Genomic DNA, 21,171 nt, shown 5'->3' with positions numbered 1-21,171 from the left:
TATGAAGCCTGGATGCTGGAAATCCGTATTCCGGACTGGCTGGAGTTTCCTTCTAAGGAGCAGGCACTAAAATATGGTGAGCAAGCTGAGGTTTCCGTTTTCTTAAAAGCGGAAGCTATTTTTTTGCTCTTTGATGGCAGTAAGGAGAAGATTTTACCGCAGCAGACGGAACTTTATCAGTTTTCCTACCTGAAAGAAAAGACTTATGACAGACTGGGACCGCCACTTTCCCCGGAAGACATAGACCATTTGGTAGAAGTGGGGGAATTGGAGCAGGTACTGTTCAGTGAAAAATATATCCTGACAGAAGATGATTACCAGGAATTTTCCGGAAACCTTATGGAAGCCTTTCAGGAATTGGAAAAGGAGTACGGTCCACCACCCAGAGAAAAGGAACAGGGGTATCTGTTTCAGGCGCTCTGGTATCAGGCAGAAGAATTAAACCCCGGAGAGGGGGACTGCTTTGGAGATTAAGGTAAAAAAAGAAAAAGAGCCGGAGCTGAAATTAAAAAAAGAAGCCCAGGTGACGGTGCATAAGAAAAATCCTATTTTATCTGCAAAGGAAAAGAAAGCTGCTTTTACCTCTAAGCCGGTGGCCGATCTTTTAGGGCAGAGAAAGAAAAAAGAAGGGGCAGAAAAAGGGAAACAGCCGAAGCAGGGCAGAGAAGCGCTGTTTGAAAAACAAAAGGAAAAGAAAAAGCAAGCCGGGAAAGAGGCAGCAATCCGGGGAGCAGCAGAAGATAGAAAACAAAATGGAAAGGCCAAAAGCACCGTATCTGTACCGGGAACCTTACAGCCGGATCAGATGAAACAGGGGGTAGCACCAAACAGTCAGCCCTCTGCTGGTTTCCAGGCGAAGGAACAGTATCGGAGGGAACAGGCTGCAAAGCTGGCGGAAACAAAAAAATCTTCCCTGGCGAAGCAGACTGCCATAAAAGGGGTACGCCGGGGAGAGGCTGCTATATTGACCCAGTTAGAGGGCGGGGAGGAAGTCAATGATTCCCTTTATGTCATGGGGACAGCAACAAAACCGGCAGAAAAGCTGTGGAAGGATCGGAATTATAGAAAGGCAGAGCAGGAATTAAAGGTAAAACAGGCAGATGGGAAGATCACCAATAAGCAGTTTTACAGACAAACAAGAGCAGTGAAAAAGAAACAGATGGAGAAACAGAAAAAACAGGCAGTCCGGCAGAGAAAAATCCAGTATATGATCAATAAGCTCACCGGAAATGGGCAGCAGGACAGTTTGGCACAGGTGGCAAAAGATATTGTAAAGATGAAAGCCTCTGTGTTTATGCTGAAGGTGGTCCAGTTTGCCGGGGCGCTTTTGGCTCCGCTGTTCAGTATTCTTCTTGTGGTGGCAATCCCTGTAGTGATTATCTTTTTCCTCTTATACTGTTCGCCACTTGGTGCGTTCATGCCAAATCCGTCTGAGGAGAACCCTACCGTCCGAGAAGTTTTAAGCGGTTACTACATGGACTTTAATACAAAACTTGGACAAAATGGGGAAGATGGGGCAGTTACCTATCTCCATGAGAAAAACGGGAATTATGTGAGTAATTACTATGATACTTTAATGGTTTATATGGTGAAGTATGGAACCGGGGATATAGGTGTGGATATGGATCAGCGGCATAAGGACAAGCTGAAGGAAATCTTTGATGAAATGAACAGTTTTGAAAACACGACCATAACCACCACCATAAAGGCAGGGGAAAGCCTGGGAAATGTTGTCACCAGCGGTTATTGCCAGTGCAGTATCTGTTGTGGACAGTGGGCAGGAGGACCTACAGCCTCCGGTGTCATGCCAAAACCGGACCATACCATTGCAGTAGATGCACAAAACCCCTTTGTCCCTATGGGAACCAGGATCATTATGAACGGGATTGAATATACCGTAGAAGATACCGGAGCATTTGACCGGTATGGGGTACAATTTGATGTTTTCTGTGCAGATCATGCAACTGCGTCTGCCTGGGGACATCAGACTTTTGAAGCGTTTCTGGCAGATGGGGACGAAAATGAGATTACGGTAACAAAGAAGGGCTGCTACGTCAAGAACCTGAATTATGAGGACTATATTGCACTTGGAAAGCTGACCGAAAAAGAAGAAGAACTTTTAAGGGAAGTCATGAGTGAGGAATTCCGAAATGAGATCCCTTCCTTTGGCGTAGGAAGTGACGTTGCAAATCTGGCACTGACGAAGGTAGGCTGCAAATACAGTCAGGAACACCGGTATGAGGAAGGATATTATGATTGCAGTTCCCTGGTACAGCGGTTGTATCAGGAGGTAGGCATTTCCCTTCCGGCGATTGCCTCTACCCAGGGAGAATTTATGGTAACACATGGGTTGGAAGTTACAGAAGGCGAACTGGAGCCGGGAGATCTGATTTTTTATTCTTATGAGCAGAATGGGCAGTTCCGCAATATTTCCCATGTGGCAATTTATGTTGGTAATGGCAGAATGGTACATGCAGCCAACAGCAGACGTGGAGTAGTGAATGACCCGTTCAATCCGTCGAACATTGGGCTGTATGGAAGACCCAGCCGCTTGCAGTAAGAAAGGAGAAGCATGGACGAAAAAGAATATGAAGTGACCATAACAGAAGTCCTGGAGAAAAAAGTAAGATACCGGGGCAGGAATGAACTGGAGGCAACTGCAAAAGCAGAAGCAGATTATTATGCAGAAAAAATCGTGCTGGGGGCAGATGATTTTTCCTATCGTGATATTTCTGCAAAAGAACTGGTACCTGTAAAAGAAAGAAGGAACAGCAGATGAAGCATATCACAAAAGTACGGGAACTGTATGAGGAAACCATACACTGGATTTCAGAGTCGGAGGATTCCTGGAAAAATTTTCTTTCCTGCATGGGGCGCTTGTATCAGTTGGACTTCTTAAATACCTGTATGGTATATGCCCAGCGCCCAGATGCGTCCGTTCTTGCAGGATATGATGCCTGGCTGGAAATGGATTTGCCGGTTGCCAGAGGAAGTAAAGGAATTGCAGTATTTCCTTCCAAAATTTTCGGGGAAGGAGTTACCCATGTTTATGATATTCAAGATGTAAAGGGACAGGGAATCCGGCCCTGGAACTGGCAGGTGAATGGGACAAACCGCAGACTGCTGGCAAGGGAGCTGTTCCCGGAAATCTACGAACAGGAAAAAAAGTTTAAAAATTCTTTAGACGCCTTTACAAGAACAAATGTTTGGTTTATGATAGAAGAGGAATATGAAATTTTAAAATCCTTGCAGAAGCTGGCTGTCCTTACCGGAGAGGGACAGGAGGTAAAAGAAAACCAGATTACAGAGTTTCTTGTAAACAGTGTCTGTTATGCGGTGGAAAGCCGCTGCGGTATCCGAGATGACACCCTGGATTTTTCTTTTATCTGCGGTTTTTCAGAGAATGAGGAGGTTCTGTACCGGACAGGACGGTTAGTATCCCATTTATCTGGGCGGATTGTGTTACAGATTGCAAGGACCATGAAGAACATAGACCTTGAAAGGAGGCAGTATTATGGAAGGGATCGCAGGAATCCAGTACAGGGAAATGAATGGCGTACAGATACCAGTCTTAGAGGGCGTGATGAGCGAGGAGAAGATACTGGCGTTCCTGAACCGTTACGGCAGGATCGCAGCACAGGAAATGAAGAGAACGGACCAGGCACAATACGAAATGATGCTCCTGTCCGGGAAACTGATGGAGCGGCTTATGAAAATCCAGACAGAAGCGGAGGAATACCACGAGAAACTGGCAGAAAGTCTTCTGAAGACCTGGACCAGAGAGGACAGGACCGACCCTTACAATACGTTGGAAATGACCAACCTTCGGATACAGGCGGACATGGAAGCGCAGAAACAGGTTATGGAGGAGATCATTCACCCCAGGATCGGATAAAACAGGAAAAAACAGAAGAGGATACAGAGAAAGGAACTGCTTCGGCGGTTCCTTTTCTGTCTGGGGAGATAGAACCTGCACAGCCGGAAAACTGGCAGAAAGAGAAAATCCTTCTGGAAATGACAGGGCAGGAGATACCATATAAAATTTATGAGTTTTACCGGAACAATCCAGAGGAAACAGACCGGGAAGCCTATCTTTATGAATTGTATGGAGATGTAAAAAGAGAAGCCCATACAAAAGACGGTATCCTGACCGCAGAAAGCGGTTCCAGTGGTTTTTATATTCTTTGGAGTGAGGGAACTTCCATGAAGGAGGCGTTCTGGTACTGGGACGAAGTTTCTTTGGAAATTGGGAAACGGATTGAAAAAGGGACCTATCTTCCTTTGTTATCTGTATCGGAGGAAGCCTTAGAAAATGGGGAAGAAACAGAGGAAGAAACCTTACAGCCAGAGAAAGTGCAGGAAGTGATTGAGGAAAAGGAACCAATCCCATTAGAAGAGATTGGCATAGCCTTTTATAAACAGAATATCCAGGCGGATATTTTAAAGAAAATGCTCTGTCTGGTCTATACGACCAATCAGCTACCGGAAGAAAAAGACCATTTTTTGAAGATGCTTTTGCTTCGGGAAGTACCGGAAGGCCAGCCTTATTATCTGGTGCGGACAGAACATGGAAGCTATGAGCTTTGTATTCAGGAAAATGGGATTAAGATCACCCTGCCGGAAAGCCAAGATTTTCTGCAGGAACTTTCCTGGGATCAGTTTGGCGGGCTTACTGCACATCTGGCAGAGGAGGACCAGATTGCCTATACCGAAGATTCAGAAACCTTAGAGCAGCAGGAGAATATGTACCGTCTGCTTCCCTGGTTTCCGGCATTATGGGAAGAATATAGCGAAATTCTTAAAAAGGAAGAGCTTTGGCAGGAAGGAAGAACCTCTGTCCAGACAGAAGGCAAGGAAGAAGCCGGAGATTATTATTACCCAGAAGGCTGGTTGCAGTTTACCGGTGGGGATAAAAGCCGGTATCAGAAAAATATCCGGGCAATCCGTATCTTAAAAACACTGGAGCAGGAAGAGAGAAATGCCACAAAAGAAGAACAGGAAATTCTTGCGGGGTATGTAGGGTGGGGCGGGCTGCCAAATGCTTTTAACAGTAAACGCCCGGAGTGGAAAAAAGAATATCAGGAATTGAAGGAACTGTTGACCGCAGAAGAATACGCCCAGGCAAGGGCCAGTGTCAACAGTTCTTTTTATACGCCGCCGGAAGTCGTGCGGGGTGTTTATAAAGCCCTGGAGCAGTTTGGATTCCAGAAGGGAAAAATTCTGGAACCGGCTATGGGGATTGGAAACTTTTTTCATGGTCTTCCGGAAAGTATGCAAAAATCCCAGCTTTATGGCGTGGAGATTGATGCCATAAGCGGAAGGATTGCACAAAAGCTCCACCCTTCAGCCAGTATCCAGATTAAAGGATTTGAAAAAACGGAATTTGAGGATAACAGCTTTGATGTAATTGTAGGAAACGTGCCTTTTGGGGATTTCCGTTTGTATGATCCCCGATATAAAAAGATGAAGTTGAAAGTCCATGATTATTTTATCCGGAAAAGCATGGACCTCCTTCGGCCAGGAGGCATTTTGGCAGTGGTAACTTCAAAAGGGACGTTGGATAAAAATGACAGCGCTGTGAGAAAAAATTTGGCAGAACAGGCAGACCTTTTAGGGGCAGTCCGGCTTCCGGCAGATTCTTTTGGAAAGAGCGCCAATACCGCAGTTACCAGTGACCTTTTGTTTTTTCAGAAAAAAGCAGAGCCTTCGATTGGGGAGCCGATCTGGACTTATACAGGGCTTACGGAAGACATGGTACCGGTAAATGAGTATTATCTGGAACACCCGGAAATGATGCTTGGGAAAATGGTCTGGTTTGAACAGTTTTTCGGGAAAGATTCCAAATATACAGCCCTGGTCAATGAAGCGGAAGACTTTGACCTGGAAAAAAGAATTTTGGACGCAGTTGGAGAGCTTCCTAAAAACTGTTATGAAGAAAGCATAGCAGAAAAAAAGAAGGAAGAGCAGGACGTCTTAGCTGCTTCCCCAAAGATACCTAATTATACGTTTACGGTGATACAGGACGAAGTATATTACCGGGAAGGGGAGTCTTTATACCGGAGTCAGGCAAAGGAAAGTGTGAAGCGCCGGATACGTGCCATGCATAAAATCCGCCTTCTGGTGCGTGAAATTTTACAGATACAGCAGGAAAATTGTTCTGACCAGGAACTGAAAAAGGCACAGGAACAGTTAAACCGTTTGTATGATGCCTTTGTGAAAACGCATGGATATTTCTGTGACCGGACAAATAAAATGGCGTTCCGGCAGGACAATGATTATCCCCTGCTTTCTTCCCTGGAAGTAGTTGATGAGGACAAAAATGTAACCAAAGCCGATATTTTTTACAAAAGGACCATACGCCCCAGAGATGTGATAGATAAAGTGGAGAATGCCCAGGAAGCACTGCATATCAGTCTGTCAGAATATAACCGGGTGGATATTCCCTATATGCTCACCCTTTATCCGGGAAACAGGAAAGAAATGCTCCAGGAATTAAAAGGGTTAATCTACCAGAACCCTGTACTGGCAAAGGAAGAAGATCCCAATGCAGGGTGGGAAACCGCAGATGAGTATTTAAGCGGAAATGTGCGGCAGAAGCTCCGTACTGCAAGGATTTATGCGCAGAACAATCCCTTGTTTGTGGACAACGTGGAAGCACTGGAAAAGGTACAGCCAAAAGAACTGACAGCGCCTGAGATCAGTGTAAAACTGGGAACAACCTGGATTGAAAATGAGGATTACGAACAGTTTATCTATGAGCTTTTGGAAATCCCGGAGAACAACCAGAGAAACTATTGCGCTCATAGTGGCCATGCCCTCAAGATTGAGCGCTTAGATGCAGATATGTCTTACCATATTGACAGGGGAAACTTTTTTGGAGGAACCATTCGTACCAGACAAACCTATGGCACAAGATTTATGGATGCAATCAGCATTATAGAGGAACTGTTAAACAGCCGGATTGTGACCATAAGGGACCGGGTGCAGGAAGGGGAAAAAGTACGTTATGTGATTAATCGGAAGGAAACCATGCTTGCCAGGGATAAGGCGGAGCAGATAAAAGAAGCCTTCCGGGACTGGATTTTTAAGGAACCAAAGCGCAGAAAAAAATATGTGGATTTTTATAATGAAACCTTTAACTGCGACAGACAACGAAGCTATGATGGCTCTTATTTAAAACTGCCGGGACTGAACCCCCTGTTAAAGCTGCGTCCTTATCAGAAAAATGCTGTAGCAAGGGCATTGCTGTGTGGAGGAAATACCCTGCTTGCCCATACAGTAGGCGCCGGTAAATCTCTGGAAATGATCTGTATCTGTATGGAGATGAGGAGGCTGGGGCTGGCAACGAAACCCCTTCTTACCGTTCCGAACCACCTGACCTTCCAGATGGGGGCGGAATTTTTGCGCGCCTACCCAGATGCGAAGATCCTGATTACCAGAAAAGAAGATTTTCAGAAGGAAAACCGCAGGCGCATGATTGCCAGAATGGCAACAGGGGATTATGACTGTATTATTATCGGTCATACTCAGTTCCAGAGAATTGCCATTTCCCCTGACCGGCAAAGAGCCATGATAGAAGAGCAGGCAGAGCAACTGATAGAAGCCATTAACCGGGCAAGGGAAGAAGAGGGAAAGAACTGGTCCATAAAGCAGATGGAAAGCAGAAAGAAAAAACTGTTGCAGAAAATCGAAGAACTGAACAATGAAGAAATCAAAGATGATGTGATGTACTTTGAAGAAACAGGCGTAGATGCCTTATTTGTAGATGAAGCGCACCTGTTCAAGAACTTGGAAATTTTTACGAAAATGAACAATGTTGCGGGTCTGGGTTCCAGCGGTTCCCAGAGGGCTATGGATATGCGTATGAAAATCCAGTATATCAACGAAAAAAATCAGGGAAGGGGCGTCATTATGGCAACGGGAACCCCTCTGTCAAACTCAATGGTGGAACTTTATGTGATGCAGTTATATCTGCAGGAAAGGCGGCTTCACGAAAAGGGGATTTACCATTTTGATGCATGGGCTTCTGTGTTTGGGGAAGTTACCAGCTCTTTGGAACTGGCACCGGAAGGTACTGGTTACCGGATGCGGACCAGGTTTAATAAGTTTATCAATCTGCCGGAACTGATACACCTGTTTAAAGAAGTAGCAGACATTATTCTGCCTGATATGCTAGATATTAAGCGGCCAGAATTAAAGGACGGAAAATATAAGGTTGTAGTATCGGAAGCCTCTGATTATGTCAAAGAACGTATGCAGGAAATGGTGGAAAGGGCAGAAGCAATCCATAGAGGTGTGGTAGATCCAAAGGACGACAATATGCTCCGGATTACCGGGGAAGCAAGGCTTTTGGGTACAGATCCCCGGCTTTTGGACAGTTATGCTCCGGTAGATTCGGATTCCAAACTGAATAAAGCAGTAGAAAACATTTACCAGGAATATGTACAGTCCCAGGAACAGAAAGGAACCCAGATTGTTTTTTCGGATATTGGGACACCCGGACCGGGAAAAGCGTTTACTGTCTATGATTATTTAAAACAGGAACTGATTACCAGAGGTGTTCCAGAGGAAGAAATCTGCTTTATCCATGATGCAAAAACAGATGAACAGAGGGACCGTATGTTTTCCGATGTCAGAGCCGGAAGGAAACGGATTATTATAGGAAGTACCGAAAAACTGGGAGTAGGAACCAATATCCAGACCAGAATGGTGGCGGCACATCATATCGACTGCCCCTGGAAACCCTCTGATATTGAACAGCGGGAAGGGCGTATTATCCGCCAGGGGAATGAAAATGAGGAAGTCAATATTTACCGCTATGTAACAAAGGGTTCTTTTGATGCTTATTTATGGGGCATTGTAGAAACAAAACAGCGGTTTATCAGCCAGGTATTTACCAGCCGGGAACTGGCAAGGATCTGTGAGGATATAGATGAAACCGTATTAAACTTTGCAGAGATTAAAGCGGTAGCTTCCGAAAATCCCCTGATTATGGAAAAAATACAAGTAGATAATGAAGTGGCACGTCTGAGAATCCTGAAAACTGCACATGAAGGGAAACGGTTTGCCTTGCAGGATGCGGTTACGTTCCAGTACCCGAAAAGGATACAAAGTCTGGAGAAAGAACTGCAATCGCTTCTAAAGGATTTGGACCGTAGGAACCAGGCTATGGAAGTACAGCCGGAGTTTGCAATCACTCTGCAGGGAAAAGTCTATGAGAAGCATAAAGAAGCAGGGGAAGTCCTGCGTGGGATTATAGAAGGTGTGACAGCTTTTACCAGGCACGAAGTCGGTATGTATAAGGGATTTCAGGTATTTGTCCAAAAGGATATGATGGGGCCGGTATTGTTCCTTCAGGGAGAGAAGGAATATAGTGTGGAGTTAAAAAGCAGTGACTCCGGCAATATGGTCCGTATGGAAAACCGCTTGAATGTCCTTGATAAAGCAGTAGAAGATATTCAAAAAGAAATTCAGACCTGTGAAAATGAGATAAAAAATGCAAAGCAGGAATATGAAAAGCCCTTCCCGTATGAGGAGCTTTTAAAAGAAAACATTACCAGGCAGATGGAGATTGATGCAGAACTGGAAATCAAGGACCAGGAGGAGTGTGTGGAAGTGCAGGAGGAAACCAAAAATCTTCCATGCCAGACAGCGGTTCGGTAACGAAAAGTAGAGTAGAAAAGGAGATCACAATATGAAATATAATATCAGAGTATATAAACCGGAATTGAAACAGGAAGAAGGAAAGATCAATAATCTGAAAGGATTTGCTACCATTACCTTTGATGAGGCCTTCTGTGTGAAAAGTCTTGCAATTAAAGAGTCCTCGAAAGGAAATCTGTACCTCGATATGCCCCGTTACAGAGATTACGAAACAGGGGAGTATGTTCCTTTTTTCCGGTTTACGGATAAGGAATTTCAAAAGGAAGTGTTGGATACTGTAAGGGCAGCCTATGAGAATATGACAGAAACTAAAACAGACTGTAAGGGCAGTTGGGGAGAGGAAGAACTGTATTGCAATCTGAGTGTAAATCCGGTACAGGGAAGCGATACATTTAAGGCAGATGTTGCCATTCGTCTGCAGGACGTATTGGCAATCCAGCAGCTTCATGTGATCCAGGCATGGAACGGAAAAACCTTTGTAGGTATGCCCCAGAAAAATTCTGCAAAAGGAGAACGGGAGGACATTGCCCATGCAGTTAATGCAGAATTTAAGGCAGATCTGGAAAGTGCAATCATGGACGAATACAATAAAAAGATGGAATATGCCAAAAGCCAGAAACAGCAGCGAAGAGGGAGATAGGAGCTATTCATAAAAAGACTGGTATTTTTGGAACAATAATGGTAGAATGAAGAAAATATCAGCATGGGAGGAAACAGTATGCCAAGACGTAAAAAAGTAGAAAATCTTTCTCTTGAAGAAATGCTTATGAAGACAGAACAGGAGATTAAAACAACAGAGGCAGAATTAAAAGAACTGCGTTTGAAAGCAAAAGAACTTAGGAAAAAGATTGAAGATAAACAGAAGGATGAGATATTTAGTGCATTGATTGCTTCCGGAAAAACGGTGGAAGAGGTCATGACATATTTAAAATCCGGTAATGAAGAAAAAGCGGAATAAAATAACAAAAAACGCCGTTACAGGTGTGTGATAGTAAAACCTGTAGCGGCATTTTTTTTATTTAGGAGAGTCTGAATTAATCAGCCATACTTCAAAGGTACTGCCCACATGAAGTGTAGAAAAAACATGGATAAAACCATATTGTCGGCTGATAATGTCTTGCGCCAGATGAAGCCCAACACCAACTCCCGGAAAGTTTTTGACAGAAGGAGAGCGGTAGAAGCGTTGGAAAAGTTTTGGGATTTCCGATTCTTTGATGCCGATACCGGAATCAGTGATTGCTATTTTGGTATAGTTTTCCAGGGTAAAAAGTTCTATGGAAATATGTCCGTTTTCATTCGTGTATTTTACAGCATTATCCAGGATATTATACAGCGCTTCGGAAGTCCATTTGGGATCATGATACGCCTTAAAGTCTTCTGAATAATTAAAAGTTATTTGAATGTTCTTCTGATCAGCCGCTAAGACGATATTTTCCAGAGCCATGAGAATGGTGTCACCAATCGTTTGATAACTTGGGGATAGTTTTATCACACCTGTTTCCAAACGGGATATTTTTACAAGGGAAGAGATTAAAAATTCCAGCTTGTTCAGATGTGCGGTATTTGTGTGAAATAAGGTCTTTAGTTCCTGCGGTTTTGTAATGGCTTTTTCCATAGCGGACTCTGTCAGGCGCAGCGTAGTCATGGGGGTTTTTAACTGATGAGAAATATCAGAAATTAGCTGCTGGAGCTGTACCTTTTCGGCATTTACAGAGTTTTTTGTGTTTTCCAATATACTGTACAATCTTCCTAAATAATGGTTGATCTGTGATAGTAAAGTTTCGTCATACTTTTCATCAGGGGAAAAATAGGTTCCTTCAATCATACTGTCCAATGTTTTATGAAGTTCACGAGTAAACAAGGTGAGCTTGTGGAAAATTGTACAAAAGAGAATAAATACACAGATAAGCAGAAGGAAAGTGAAAACGGTAAAAAGTAAAAATACTTTAGGATCTGATGTAAGTGTACGCAATATGATACAGGTTCCTGAAAATATCAATAGAAATAGCAGGGAAACTATAATATATATTTTTTTTAAAGAAAATGTTTTTTTCATATCAATCACCTATCCACATATATCCAGTTCCATAGATTGTTTTTATATAACGATGCCCGCTGGCTTCGATTTTCTTTCGGAGTCTGCTAATAGCAGTATTTAGGGAAGTATCACCTACAAAGTTTTCGGAGAAATCCCAGAGATGCTCAAGAAGCTGATCCCGCTTTAAAATATGCTTTTTATTCACAATAAAATATTGCAGAATACGGTACTCCAAAGGGAATAATTCCAGGGGAACTTTGTCCAGTGTCGCAGTCATTTGCGAGAAATTGATGCAAAGATTACCGTCTTCATATACAGTTTCCTTTTGCTTTTCTGTGATGTATTTTGTTAAAACAGCTATTTTCTTTTGTAAGACGACAGGTGAAAAAGGTTTTGTAATATAGTCATCAGCACCCAGGTCAAATCCTTTCACTATATCATTTTCTAAATCATTTGCGGTTAAAAAGATAATACTGGCATTTGATTTTTCTTTCAATTCTGAATATAATTCAAAGCCATTTCCGTCAGGAAGGTTAATATCCAAAATCAGAAGAATGTAATGATACTGTTTTAAATATTCAAAGGCTTCTTTTGCATTATATGCAGAGTCAACAGTATAACCGGCTGTCCGCAAGTTATAAGCCAGGGTATTATTTAAGGAGAAATCATCTTCAATAATTAAGATACGGTGCATAGTTTCTCACTCCTTTTGTTCTAAATTTCTAAGTTTTTCTATACCATAAAGAGCCTTTACGGTTTTCAAGATGTATTATAATTGTAAAAAATGCAAAAGTAAATAATGATTTTTTTCAGATAAAATATTTTTTATAATGCACTAATTGTAATAATTTGGTAAGAATCTACGGATATACTGATAAGAAAAAACGGGAGGTACTAGATATGAAATGTAGAAAACTAGGGGCACTTTTGGCAATGGTTTTGGTAGGTGTTTCTGCATCGCCAACATGGACGGTATCGGCAGCGGAATTCCAGAATTTACCGCAACAGGTTCTTGATATTTCGAATGGTTCAGATGAAATTTACGGACCAGGCGCACCTATTGAGCATATAGAAAATCCGGATGAGCGCTTTAGCAGCGGCGGGGTGGATCATACGCACCAGTATATCGTATCGAATGCCTTGAAGATTTTAAATAATGATAAAGGCGCCAGCATATTAAATACAAAGGCTGCTATGATATGTGAATATACAGACTGGCCAGATGTAGTGGGAAACGAAACCGATTATGGAACGTTTGCAGGACATTTCTATGATCCGGATACCGGAAAAAACTGGATGGGACAGAAAAATCCTACAGCACGAACCAGAGCAGAAATATATTATCAAAGTGCAGTTGCAGCATATAAAGATGGATATACAGATAAGGCTATGGAATACTTAGGAAAGGGAACACATTACGTATCAGATTTGAATGAGCCACATCATGCTTCCAATCTGACAGCAGTAAATAGTAATCACTCAGATTTTGAAAAGTATGTGGACAAACACCGTACAGAATATACCATAGCAGGGAATAGTTTTGGCACAAATGTTTATAGTAGTGCTGAGAATGCAGCAGTAGGAGATATACTTTATCGTTCTGCAAAAGATGCTAAAGCATTGGCTGGACTGGCACAGAATAAAGATACCTATAGCTCAGCCGGAAATCAGTCAGTCCAAAATGCAATAAAGACAGTAAGTAAGTACATTTACAAATTTGGTAAGGAAGTAGGTATTTACTAAATAAGATGATTTTTGGTGGCGTCACACATTAAAATCATAATATATTAGGTAATTGCGAAACATGTTCGCAATCCTGATTAAAAAGCGGTAAGAATCCTGCAACGCAGGATTCTTAAGATGAAAAATAGGTGCTTCTAAATTTAGACATAACTAAAAGACTTCCCAGATAAACTGCGAAGAAAAGATTATATGCATATTAATAATCAGGCAATCAAAGGCTTCAAACTCCGAATGTATTGATACTGATGGATCTTATCAGCGACAAGCACAGTAACAAGCTGGGTAATTCCAGCAAGAAGTAAATCAGCATGAAGCGTTTTCTCATTCTGGGTCTTACGATCCGCAATGCAGAAACTATCTTTGAAATGGTTGATTGACTTTTCAACATTTACACGGATCTTGTAAGTATCCTCCCATTCCTGTGAGCCGCGTTCTACACCAGGATAGGCACGAAGGTTCTTTTCAGGATAAATGTAGACCATTCGTCCGCAGGAAGAAGATGTACATGGATTGTCACAATGACATACGCGACGTTTTGACTTGTCGGCAGGATTGTATTCCCATTTCATTTTTGGACATACAAACTTCATGGTAGGAAGTTTGCTCCGCAAATGGGATCTGCTTCCCTCACGCCGCATCGGAAGTGATGGATCGTGAGGACAGCAGGGAATACCGTTTTCATTGACAGTATAGTCAGTTCCTTCCACAGAAAGCTTTGTTTTTAAAGGGATAAATGCTTTTTGAAAGCCAATTTCTTCAAAGAGGGATTTGTAAATGTTAATGGCATCAAACGCAGCATCTCCAAGAAACGTCTTTGAATTTATTAAAGGATGTTTCTGGAAAAAGTCAATTAAAACTGGAAGAAGTGCTTTCGAATCGGCAAGGGATTTATCCTCATCCGGTGAATCTGATTTCTTCCCTACAACGATATCAGGATGTTTTTTTAGAAAGTCCTTGTTGTAGAAAGTGATGTCACGAACAATACCAAGCCCGTTCGTAATAATGCCAAATTTATAGGCGTAACAGAAATGTCCATTGATGTACATCTGCTGGATTGCCTGATTGGAAGCCGCATGAGTTGGCATAGAGCCATAAGCAGCTTTATAAGGATCATAGGAATCATCAAGGTTATGGGATTTTTTGAAAGCCTTTAGCTGCTTGATAATACGGTTGGCATATTTGGGGTTATTTTCTGTAACCCATGCTTCAATGCCAGAGGTATCGAAGATTGTCATGGAAGCAAGGGCAGGATCAAGATTTTGGCAGATCGGTTCGGTCAGATCAACAAGATGATCGAACATAGATTGTAAGTCCGATAAAAAATCCTGTTTGAAACGTGTAAATTTGGAACCATCCGGAACAACATCAAAACTGCAGAAATCACGCAGTTCCTGGGAATATTTCAGAAATACGATCAGGAGTGTGTCCGTCGGGATTGAGAAAATACGCTGGATAAGAAGTGCCTTAAGCATTGGATAAAGCTGATGTTTGCGGAGTCTTCCGGTACTGGCGTAAAAATGAGAAATAAAAGAAACAGGAACAATTTCATCAAGGTTAATGGCTTCATCAAAAAGCGAAAAGAACTGGTATTTGTCGTTGTCGAATTTATTTTGGCAATCTTCAAAAATTTCTGCCAAAGTGAGTTGCTTATATGTTATCATGTAGGTATATCTCCTTTAGGTGGATTGGTTGATAGTTTCTCGACAACTCTATTTTACCATAAACCTTGAGGAGATATTTTATTTTTAACAAGAAAAAATGCCGTATTTATGCAATGTCATTAACTTAAAAGCAGAAGATATTTATTCCGAAATGGATTAGATATCTTCTGCTTTTTTTGATATGCTTATATTGTAAAAAGAAGCCATGAACCTGCTCAAAAAAAGGATGTGATTATGCATGAAGCATTCTCAGAAACGTATATTCATGGATATAGAAAAAATGACTTCTGATGAATTTAAGGCATTTTGCCGATCAGGTAATAAAAATTATTTTACCAGAATTCGAAAAATGCCTCTTCAGGATCTTCTTTTCACGATGATAAACAGAAAGGGGTTGACGTTGGCATTGGAACTGAGAAATTATATGAAACTTGCTCATCCTGGTGTGTCTATTTCAAAACCAGGATATCTGAAACAGCGCATGAAACTTAATCCAGATGCTTTTTTAGAATTATATAAATATCATAACCGTAACTTTTATGCAGATTCCACCTTTTTAACTTACAAAGATCATTTAATATTAGCCGCTGACGGCTCAGATATTAATATTCCTACCACTGCTGAAACACTGAAACTCTATGGTTCTGCAAGCCGGAAAAACACAAAGCCCCAAGCTCAAATAGGATTAGGCTGTATTTATGATGTAATGAATCGTATGATACTGGAAAGTGACTGTAATAAGGTGAAATTTAATGAAATGCGCCTGGCAGAAAAACAAGTGGAGCGAATACCGGAAACAATAGGCAGTATTCCCTATATTATTATCATGGACAGAGGCTATCCTTCTACGCCAGCGTTTATACATATGATGGATAAGGATATTAAATTTATCGTACGTTTCAAAAGCAGTGATTACAAAAAAGAGCAAAACAGTTTAACAGAAAATGATCAGCTAGTTAAAATAAGACTTGATAAGTCAAGAATCAGACATTACGAGGGAACGCCAGATGGAGAACGTATGAAAGAATTAGGTGAAATTTCATTGCGTATGGTAAAAATCCTATTAGAAAACGGAAGTTTAGAAGTTTTGGCTACAAATCTTTCACAAACTGAATTTCATACAGAAGAAATAAAAGAATTATATCATATGAGGTGGAGCGTTATGCCGATATTTTAGAAATGCCGATAAATTTTCTATAAGATCCCATGCCTGACCCGATGTCAGGCACGGTAATAAACTATCGGCATTTATTTCAATCCACAAAGCCGTTTGATAATATCTTCGTCATTGGCATACTTGAACACCACATAATCCTTAAAGACGGAACTATCACTATCGCTAAGCTTATGTGGTGCTTCCTTCTTCATTGCTTCAGTAACCTTTACATAGAAACGAGACATTTCTATGTTCGAATGACCAAGCCATTCAGATATAGTAGGAAGTGGCAATCCTGCCTGATACAGGTGCATTGCCCTCGTTCTTCTGAAAAGATGTGAATGCAGATGGACTAGCTACAGTGATAACTGGTTACATCTCTATAGTAAGAAATGCCGATATATTTATAAAGTCCTATAAATCTAATATTTCAGAAAGTCAAAAGTCGGCATTTCTAAAATATCGGCATATGGGGGATAGAGACTGCGTATGAAACGCTAAAGAGTCGGTTGCAGTTAGAGAATTTTACAGGTACAAAACCTATTCTGTTATTACAAGATATATACAGCACTATATATCTGAGCAATTTAGCTGAAGATATCATATTAGATGCAGAGCGTGAACTGGATCAGAAAGAAGCGAACAGAAAACATAAAATGATGATCAATCAGACTGTTAGTATTGGAATCTTAAAAAATGATCTGATTTATATACTTCTTGAAACGGATGGTCAAAAGAAAAATATGTTATTTCAGCAAATATATGAAGATATCAGTAAAAATCTTGTTCCCATTCGTCCTGATCGGCATTATACCAGAACGAAAGGGCAATTAGCAGGAAAATATTCAAATACCCATAAAAGAGCGTACTGAGCTAAAAAATGCGAGTACAAAGAGAAGGGGATAAGTATGCCCATATACAAACAAAAAGCAGGAATCATAGTTTTATAAATGCTTACGATTTCTGCTCTTTGCTAAAGTTAATGACATTGCGTATTTATGCGGCTTTTGGCGTTTCGCAAACGCCTATCATAATATATCAAGGAAAGGAGGAAGGGACAATGAAAGAACTGGAAAAGAAAATGCAGAATGAAAGCTTTGATGTAGAAGTACAGTATTGTAATCCAGATGATTGTTTACACGATTGTGAAACAGCACCAAATCACTGCACTGTTCATTTTACAAGTTTATGGTAGGGTAATCTTAAAAATTGTATTGTACGAAAGGGAATAATAGATGCAGGAATTAGAAAAGAAAATGCAAAACGAAAACTTCGATGTAGAAGTACAGTATTGTAATCCAGATGATTGTTTATATGATTGTGAAACAGCACCAAATCATTGCAATACGCATTACACACCTTGGTGGTGAGTCTTTGAATATTTGAAATGATTTAGAGAACACAAAAAATTAAAGAAGAGGACTTTTACGTTTTTGAGATTCAATAGACGGGGTTCTCTTCTTTTTTACTTTTTGTTCACAATGTAATAATTGGGTAAGAATTAGATATTATGATGAAATAAAATAAGGAGAGGTGAGAAACATGGAATTGGTGAAAACATCAGATTTAAAAAAGTATTATCGTAATGGAGAGATTTGTGTAAAGGCATTAGATCATGTCAATCTTTCTGTTGAAGAAGGCGAGTTCATAGCTGTTGTTGGACCGTCAGGCTGCGGCAAGACAACATTATTAAATATGCTGGGCGGGTTGGATAACCCGACAGAGGGAACGGTTCTGATACATGGAAAAGATATAACAAAAATGAAATCGGAAGAACTGACGGTGTATCGAAGAAAACATATCGGGTTTGTATTTCAAAACTATAACCTTCTTCAAACACTGAATGTAAAAAGCAATATACTGTTACCACTTTATTTAGGGAACAGTAAAATTGATAAAGCATATTTTGAAGAGATTGTAGAAACTCTGGGAATTAAAAATAAGTTAAAAAATTTACCGAACACCTTGTCAGGCGGACAGCAGCAGAGAGTTGCCATTGCCAGGGCAATGATTACAAAACCGGATATTGTCTTAGCAGATGAGCCGACAGGAAACTTGGACAGTGAATCCAGCAAAGAGGTTCTTAGACTGCTCAGGGAGTCAGGGGAACGTTACAATCAGACGATTATCATGATTACCCATAGTAGAGAAATTGCAGAAACAGCATCAAGAATTATAAGAATGAGAGATGGTAAGATCGTATGAGTAATGAAAAGAAAATATTCAAAGAGATGGTTCATGGTAATTTAAAAGTACATAGGAAAAGAAATATGCTTCTTGTATTGGCGATTACTTTAACGACCATTTTATTTACCTCAGTATTGGAAATTGGATTTGGCGGTATGCAATCCATTCAGGAAACACAGTTAAAATTATCCGGAATGAAAGCGGACGCAGAACTTCGATTTTTGGATAAAGAACAATTTCAGAAGATTCAAAACTCCGATTTATTTGAAAGTGTAGGAGGGAGAGTTCCCATTGCCCTTATGGAAGGGGAAACGAAGCATTCGATTGAAATAGACTATCTGGATCGGGCCGGCATGGAAGCGTATTATCTTTCCTTAGAAGAGGGGAAGATGCCGGAAGATGAAAAAGAAGTGCTTTTATCAGAACAAGCATTAGAAGATTTGGGGATAAAAAAAGAAGTAGGAAGTCATGTTCCGGTGTCTTTTACGTTAAGAGGTCAGGAATATAACTTTGACATGCGACTGTCAGGCTGGTATACATGCGGTCCTAAAGTTGATTTTATGATTGTATCTGAAGCATTTTTAGAACACAACCCTGAAGTGGCAGAGAATACATACGATCTTGATAAAGAGATTTTAGGAACCTATTATGCAAGTGTTTGTATGAAGAATACAGGGAATATTGAACAAAATCTTAAAGAATATGCAGAAAGTCTTGGGGCGCAAACAGAAAACGCTGATGGAAGCAGCTATGTTAATGTAGCAGTCAATCCCATGTTATATTCAGAAGATGGGAATACAGGAATTTGTTTTGCCATAGTCTTTTTCGGGGCATTATTTATTCTGTGCGGATATCTTTTGATCTATAATATTTTTGATATAGGTGTTATGCAGGATATTCAAGAATTTGGGATAATGAAAACGATTGGAATGACCGGCAAACAGATTAAGAGGTTAATGCGAAGACAGATGCTTCTGTTATCTCTTATTGGCATTCCAATTGGCTTAGTGGTTGGATATGGGCTAGGGGCACTTTTGCTGCCAGTCATTTTGAAGAATTGGGAATACAGTGAGGAAGAACTTACTATTGTGCAGTCTGTACACCCGGCTATCTTTATTTTAACAGTTCTCTTTGTGCTGCTTACAGTATTTTTGAGCATGAGAAGACCTTCTAAAAGGGCTGCTAAGTATTCTGCGATTGAAACAGCAAAATATACAGAAGTGAAGAAAAAAACCGCAGAAAAAGATATCCGCTCTATTAAAAGTATAGCAAGAAGCAATCTGCAAAGAAATAGAAAGAGAACTGTTTTAGTGTTTACCTCGCTTATATTAAGTGTTGTTTTTGTCAATTCCTTATGGAGTATTTCAGATAGTTTTGATGAAGAGAAATATGTAAATGCACAAATGAGAAGGGATTATTTAGTTGCATCAACAGATACATTAAATCCAAGTATTGGTTATGTCAAACCTTCTGCGTCCTTAAATGAAGAAGCCATTCAAGAACTTGAAAAGAATGCCATGATTAAGAATGGAACAAAGTTATATAAAAATGCAATAGATGCATCTGTATATAATTTTGACATAAGTTTTGACTGGGGGGTAAAAGTAATAGATGTCAAAATACCCAGTATAGAAATTGATGGAGTAATTACTAATAGTGCAACAACCAATTATGGTACGTTAACCTTAGGTAAGGATAAGAAACCTGTATGTAATGTATGCGGAATTTCTGAAAATTTTATTGACAAAATGGAGATTTTAGAAGGAGAAAAAAATGTTGTTTCTATTAAAGAAAAATTAAAAAGTGGAGATTATATTTTAGTTGGTATTTGCGCAAATGGTAATGGAAAGCCACGTATGTCTGATATTGAAAATTCACCTAAAGTTGGAGATAGTGTAACTATTTATAAAGATGGAAAAGCATTAAAAGAGGTGGAAGTTCTTTCTCAAATTTTAGTGCTAGATTCAGAACAAATATCAGGAGGAAGTTCTACAGGGGGAGGAACAATCTTAGGCCCTTGGTTTTATTTGAATGAAGACTTATTTAAAGAACTGTATGGAGAAGGTAACTTAGTGAATTATTCTTTTAATGCAGATGAGGAAGATGCTCTGGCTGTGAATAGAATGCTACAGGGAATTTCAAAAGAATTTTCCGATGTAGGATTTGAAACTACAGAACAAAGACATGCAGAAATCGAAAATTATAAAATGTTGGTCAGAATTTTATGTGTGTTGATTGGAGGAATTTTGGGTGCAATTGGAATGGTGAATCTTGTGAATATTATTTTTACAAATCTAATTGTACGTAACCGGGAATTAGCAACATTTAGAAGTATAGGCGCAACTAAAAAACAATTACGTGAGCTGATTATAAGAGAAAGTGTAGGATATGTTTTTTATGCTGCAATTGGTGGGTTTATGCTTGCAACACTAATTAGTATGACAGCAGTTAGGGGAATATGTTCTTCTATTTGGCTCTTTACCTTTCAATTTACATTATTTCCGGCAGCTATTGTTATAGCGTTGTATTTCATAATAGCTGTTATTGCTTCTGAGGTTGGAATTTATCTTTGGGAAAAAGGAAGCATTACAGAACGCCTCAGAAATCTGTAGGTAAGATGATTTACAGCATAAAAGTGCTGATAAACCAGAATATAAATGAAGGGAGGTGTAGAATATGTTAGAACTTGAAAAGAAAATGCAGGAAGAACTTTTTGATGTAGA

Annotated in this window: 15 protein-coding genes and 1 pseudogene; 12 read left to right on the top strand and 4 right to left on the bottom strand. The window is 40.3% G+C overall.

Annotated features, from left to right (window positions below):
• Positions 1 to 12 precede the first annotated feature (12 nt).
• The 6 genes from PG418_RS17425 (at position 13) to PG418_RS17400 (ending at position 10,621) form a co-directional block, all read left to right on the top strand.
• On the top strand, positions 13 to 474 hold the full coding sequence (locus PG418_RS17425) for a hypothetical protein (RefSeq protein WP_025577477.1): 462 nt from the start codon (positions 13 to 15) through the stop codon (positions 472 to 474).
• The gene (locus PG418_RS17420; protein ID WP_275932383.1) at positions 464 to 2,560 is read left to right on the top strand and encodes a C40 family peptidase; all 2,097 of its coding nucleotides are present in this window, start codon (positions 464 to 466) and stop codon (positions 2,558 to 2,560) included. Before PG418_RS17425 ends, PG418_RS17420 begins: the two co-directional genes overlap by 11 nt.
• 12 nt (positions 2,561 to 2,572) lie before the next feature.
• Positions 2,573 to 2,779 carry a DpnD/PcfM family protein gene (locus tag PG418_RS17415; protein ID WP_055056107.1) on the top strand — a complete coding sequence of 69 codons (207 nt, stop codon included), beginning with the start codon at positions 2,573 to 2,575 and terminating at the stop codon, positions 2,777 to 2,779.
• Entirely contained in the window at positions 2,776 to 9,663 is a 6,888-nt protein-coding gene (locus PG418_RS17410) for a helicase-like domain-containing protein (protein ID WP_498837788.1), read from the top strand. Before PG418_RS17415 ends, PG418_RS17410 begins: the two co-directional genes overlap by 4 nt.
• A gap of 31 nt (positions 9,664 to 9,694) precedes the next feature.
• Positions 9,695 to 10,303, top strand: coding sequence for a septation protein SpoVG family protein (locus PG418_RS17405; protein WP_270637387.1), 609 nt, complete (start codon positions 9,695 to 9,697; stop codon positions 10,301 to 10,303).
• Positions 10,304 to 10,381: 78 nt separating this feature from the next.
• A complete protein-coding gene (locus PG418_RS17400) occupies positions 10,382 to 10,621 on the top strand; it encodes a flagellar export protein FliJ (RefSeq protein WP_173899983.1) in 240 nt (79 codons plus the stop codon).
• Positions 10,622 to 10,678: 57 nt separating this feature from the next.
• Here PG418_RS17400 and PG418_RS17395 read toward each other — a convergent pair whose 3' ends face one another.
• Both PG418_RS17395 and PG418_RS17390 read right to left on the bottom strand, forming a co-directional pair.
• The gene (locus PG418_RS17395; protein ID WP_498837787.1) at positions 10,679 to 11,719 is read right to left on the bottom strand and encodes a sensor histidine kinase; all 1,041 of its coding nucleotides are present in this window, start codon (positions 11,717 to 11,719) and stop codon (positions 10,679 to 10,681) included.
• A 1-nt stretch (position 11,720) separates the two neighbouring features.
• Entirely contained in the window at positions 11,721 to 12,395 is a 675-nt protein-coding gene (locus PG418_RS17390; protein WP_498837786.1) for a response regulator transcription factor, read from the bottom strand.
• A gap of 206 nt (positions 12,396 to 12,601) precedes the next feature.
• Here PG418_RS17390 and PG418_RS17385 point away from each other — a divergent pair, with 206 nt between their 5' ends.
• Positions 12,602 to 13,444 carry a zinc dependent phospholipase C family protein gene (locus tag PG418_RS17385; protein WP_270636784.1) on the top strand — a complete coding sequence of 281 codons (843 nt, stop codon included), beginning with the start codon at positions 12,602 to 12,604 and terminating at the stop codon, positions 13,442 to 13,444.
• A 295-nt stretch (positions 13,445 to 13,739) separates the two neighbouring features.
• On the opposite strand, the pseudogene PG418_RS17380 reads toward PG418_RS17385, so the two are convergent.
• Positions 13,740 to 15,105: pseudogene (locus tag PG418_RS17380) on the bottom strand (transposase family protein); the annotation flags it as partial.
• 238 nt (positions 15,106 to 15,343) lie between these two features.
• On the opposite strand from PG418_RS17380, the gene PG418_RS17375 reads away from it, so the two are divergent.
• Positions 15,344 to 16,282 (top strand): transposase, encoded by a 939-nt coding sequence (locus tag PG418_RS17375; RefSeq protein WP_270636783.1) that lies wholly within the window; start codon positions 15,344 to 15,346, stop codon positions 16,280 to 16,282.
• Between the two features lie 71 nt (positions 16,283 to 16,353).
• Here PG418_RS17375 and PG418_RS17370 read toward each other — a convergent pair whose 3' ends face one another.
• Positions 16,354 to 16,608, bottom strand: coding sequence for a tyrosine-type recombinase/integrase (locus PG418_RS17370; protein WP_270636787.1), 255 nt, complete (start codon positions 16,606 to 16,608; stop codon positions 16,354 to 16,356).
• A gap of 162 nt (positions 16,609 to 16,770) precedes the next feature.
• Here PG418_RS17370 and PG418_RS17365 point away from each other — a divergent pair, with 162 nt between their 5' ends.
• From PG418_RS17365 to PG418_RS17350, 4 genes are all read left to right on the top strand, one after another.
• The gene (locus tag PG418_RS17365) at positions 16,771 to 17,133 is read left to right on the top strand and encodes a hypothetical protein (RefSeq protein WP_270636782.1); all 363 of its coding nucleotides are present in this window, start codon (positions 16,771 to 16,773) and stop codon (positions 17,131 to 17,133) included.
• A 188-nt stretch (positions 17,134 to 17,321) separates the two neighbouring features.
• Positions 17,322 to 17,456: a hypothetical protein gene (locus PG418_RS17360; RefSeq protein ID WP_270636781.1), complete on the top strand. Its 135-nt coding sequence runs from the start codon at positions 17,322 to 17,324 to the stop codon at positions 17,454 to 17,456.
• A 347-nt stretch (positions 17,457 to 17,803) separates the two neighbouring features.
• Positions 17,804 to 18,466, top strand: coding sequence for an ATP-binding cassette domain-containing protein (locus tag PG418_RS17355; RefSeq protein ID WP_270636780.1), 663 nt, complete (start codon positions 17,804 to 17,806; stop codon positions 18,464 to 18,466).
• On the top strand, positions 18,463 to 21,060 hold the full coding sequence (locus PG418_RS17350) for an ABC transporter permease (protein ID WP_498837785.1): 2,598 nt from the start codon (positions 18,463 to 18,465) through the stop codon (positions 21,058 to 21,060). Before PG418_RS17355 ends, PG418_RS17350 begins: the two co-directional genes overlap by 4 nt.
• Positions 21,061 to 21,171: the final 111 nt, after the last annotated feature.

This window comes from Bariatricus sp. TF06-38A, assembly GCF_027690675.1.
GTDB classification, from domain to species: Bacteria; Bacillota; Clostridia; order Lachnospirales; family Lachnospiraceae; genus Allocoprococcus; species Allocoprococcus comes.
This window is presented reverse-complemented; position numbering and strand designations above follow the sequence as displayed.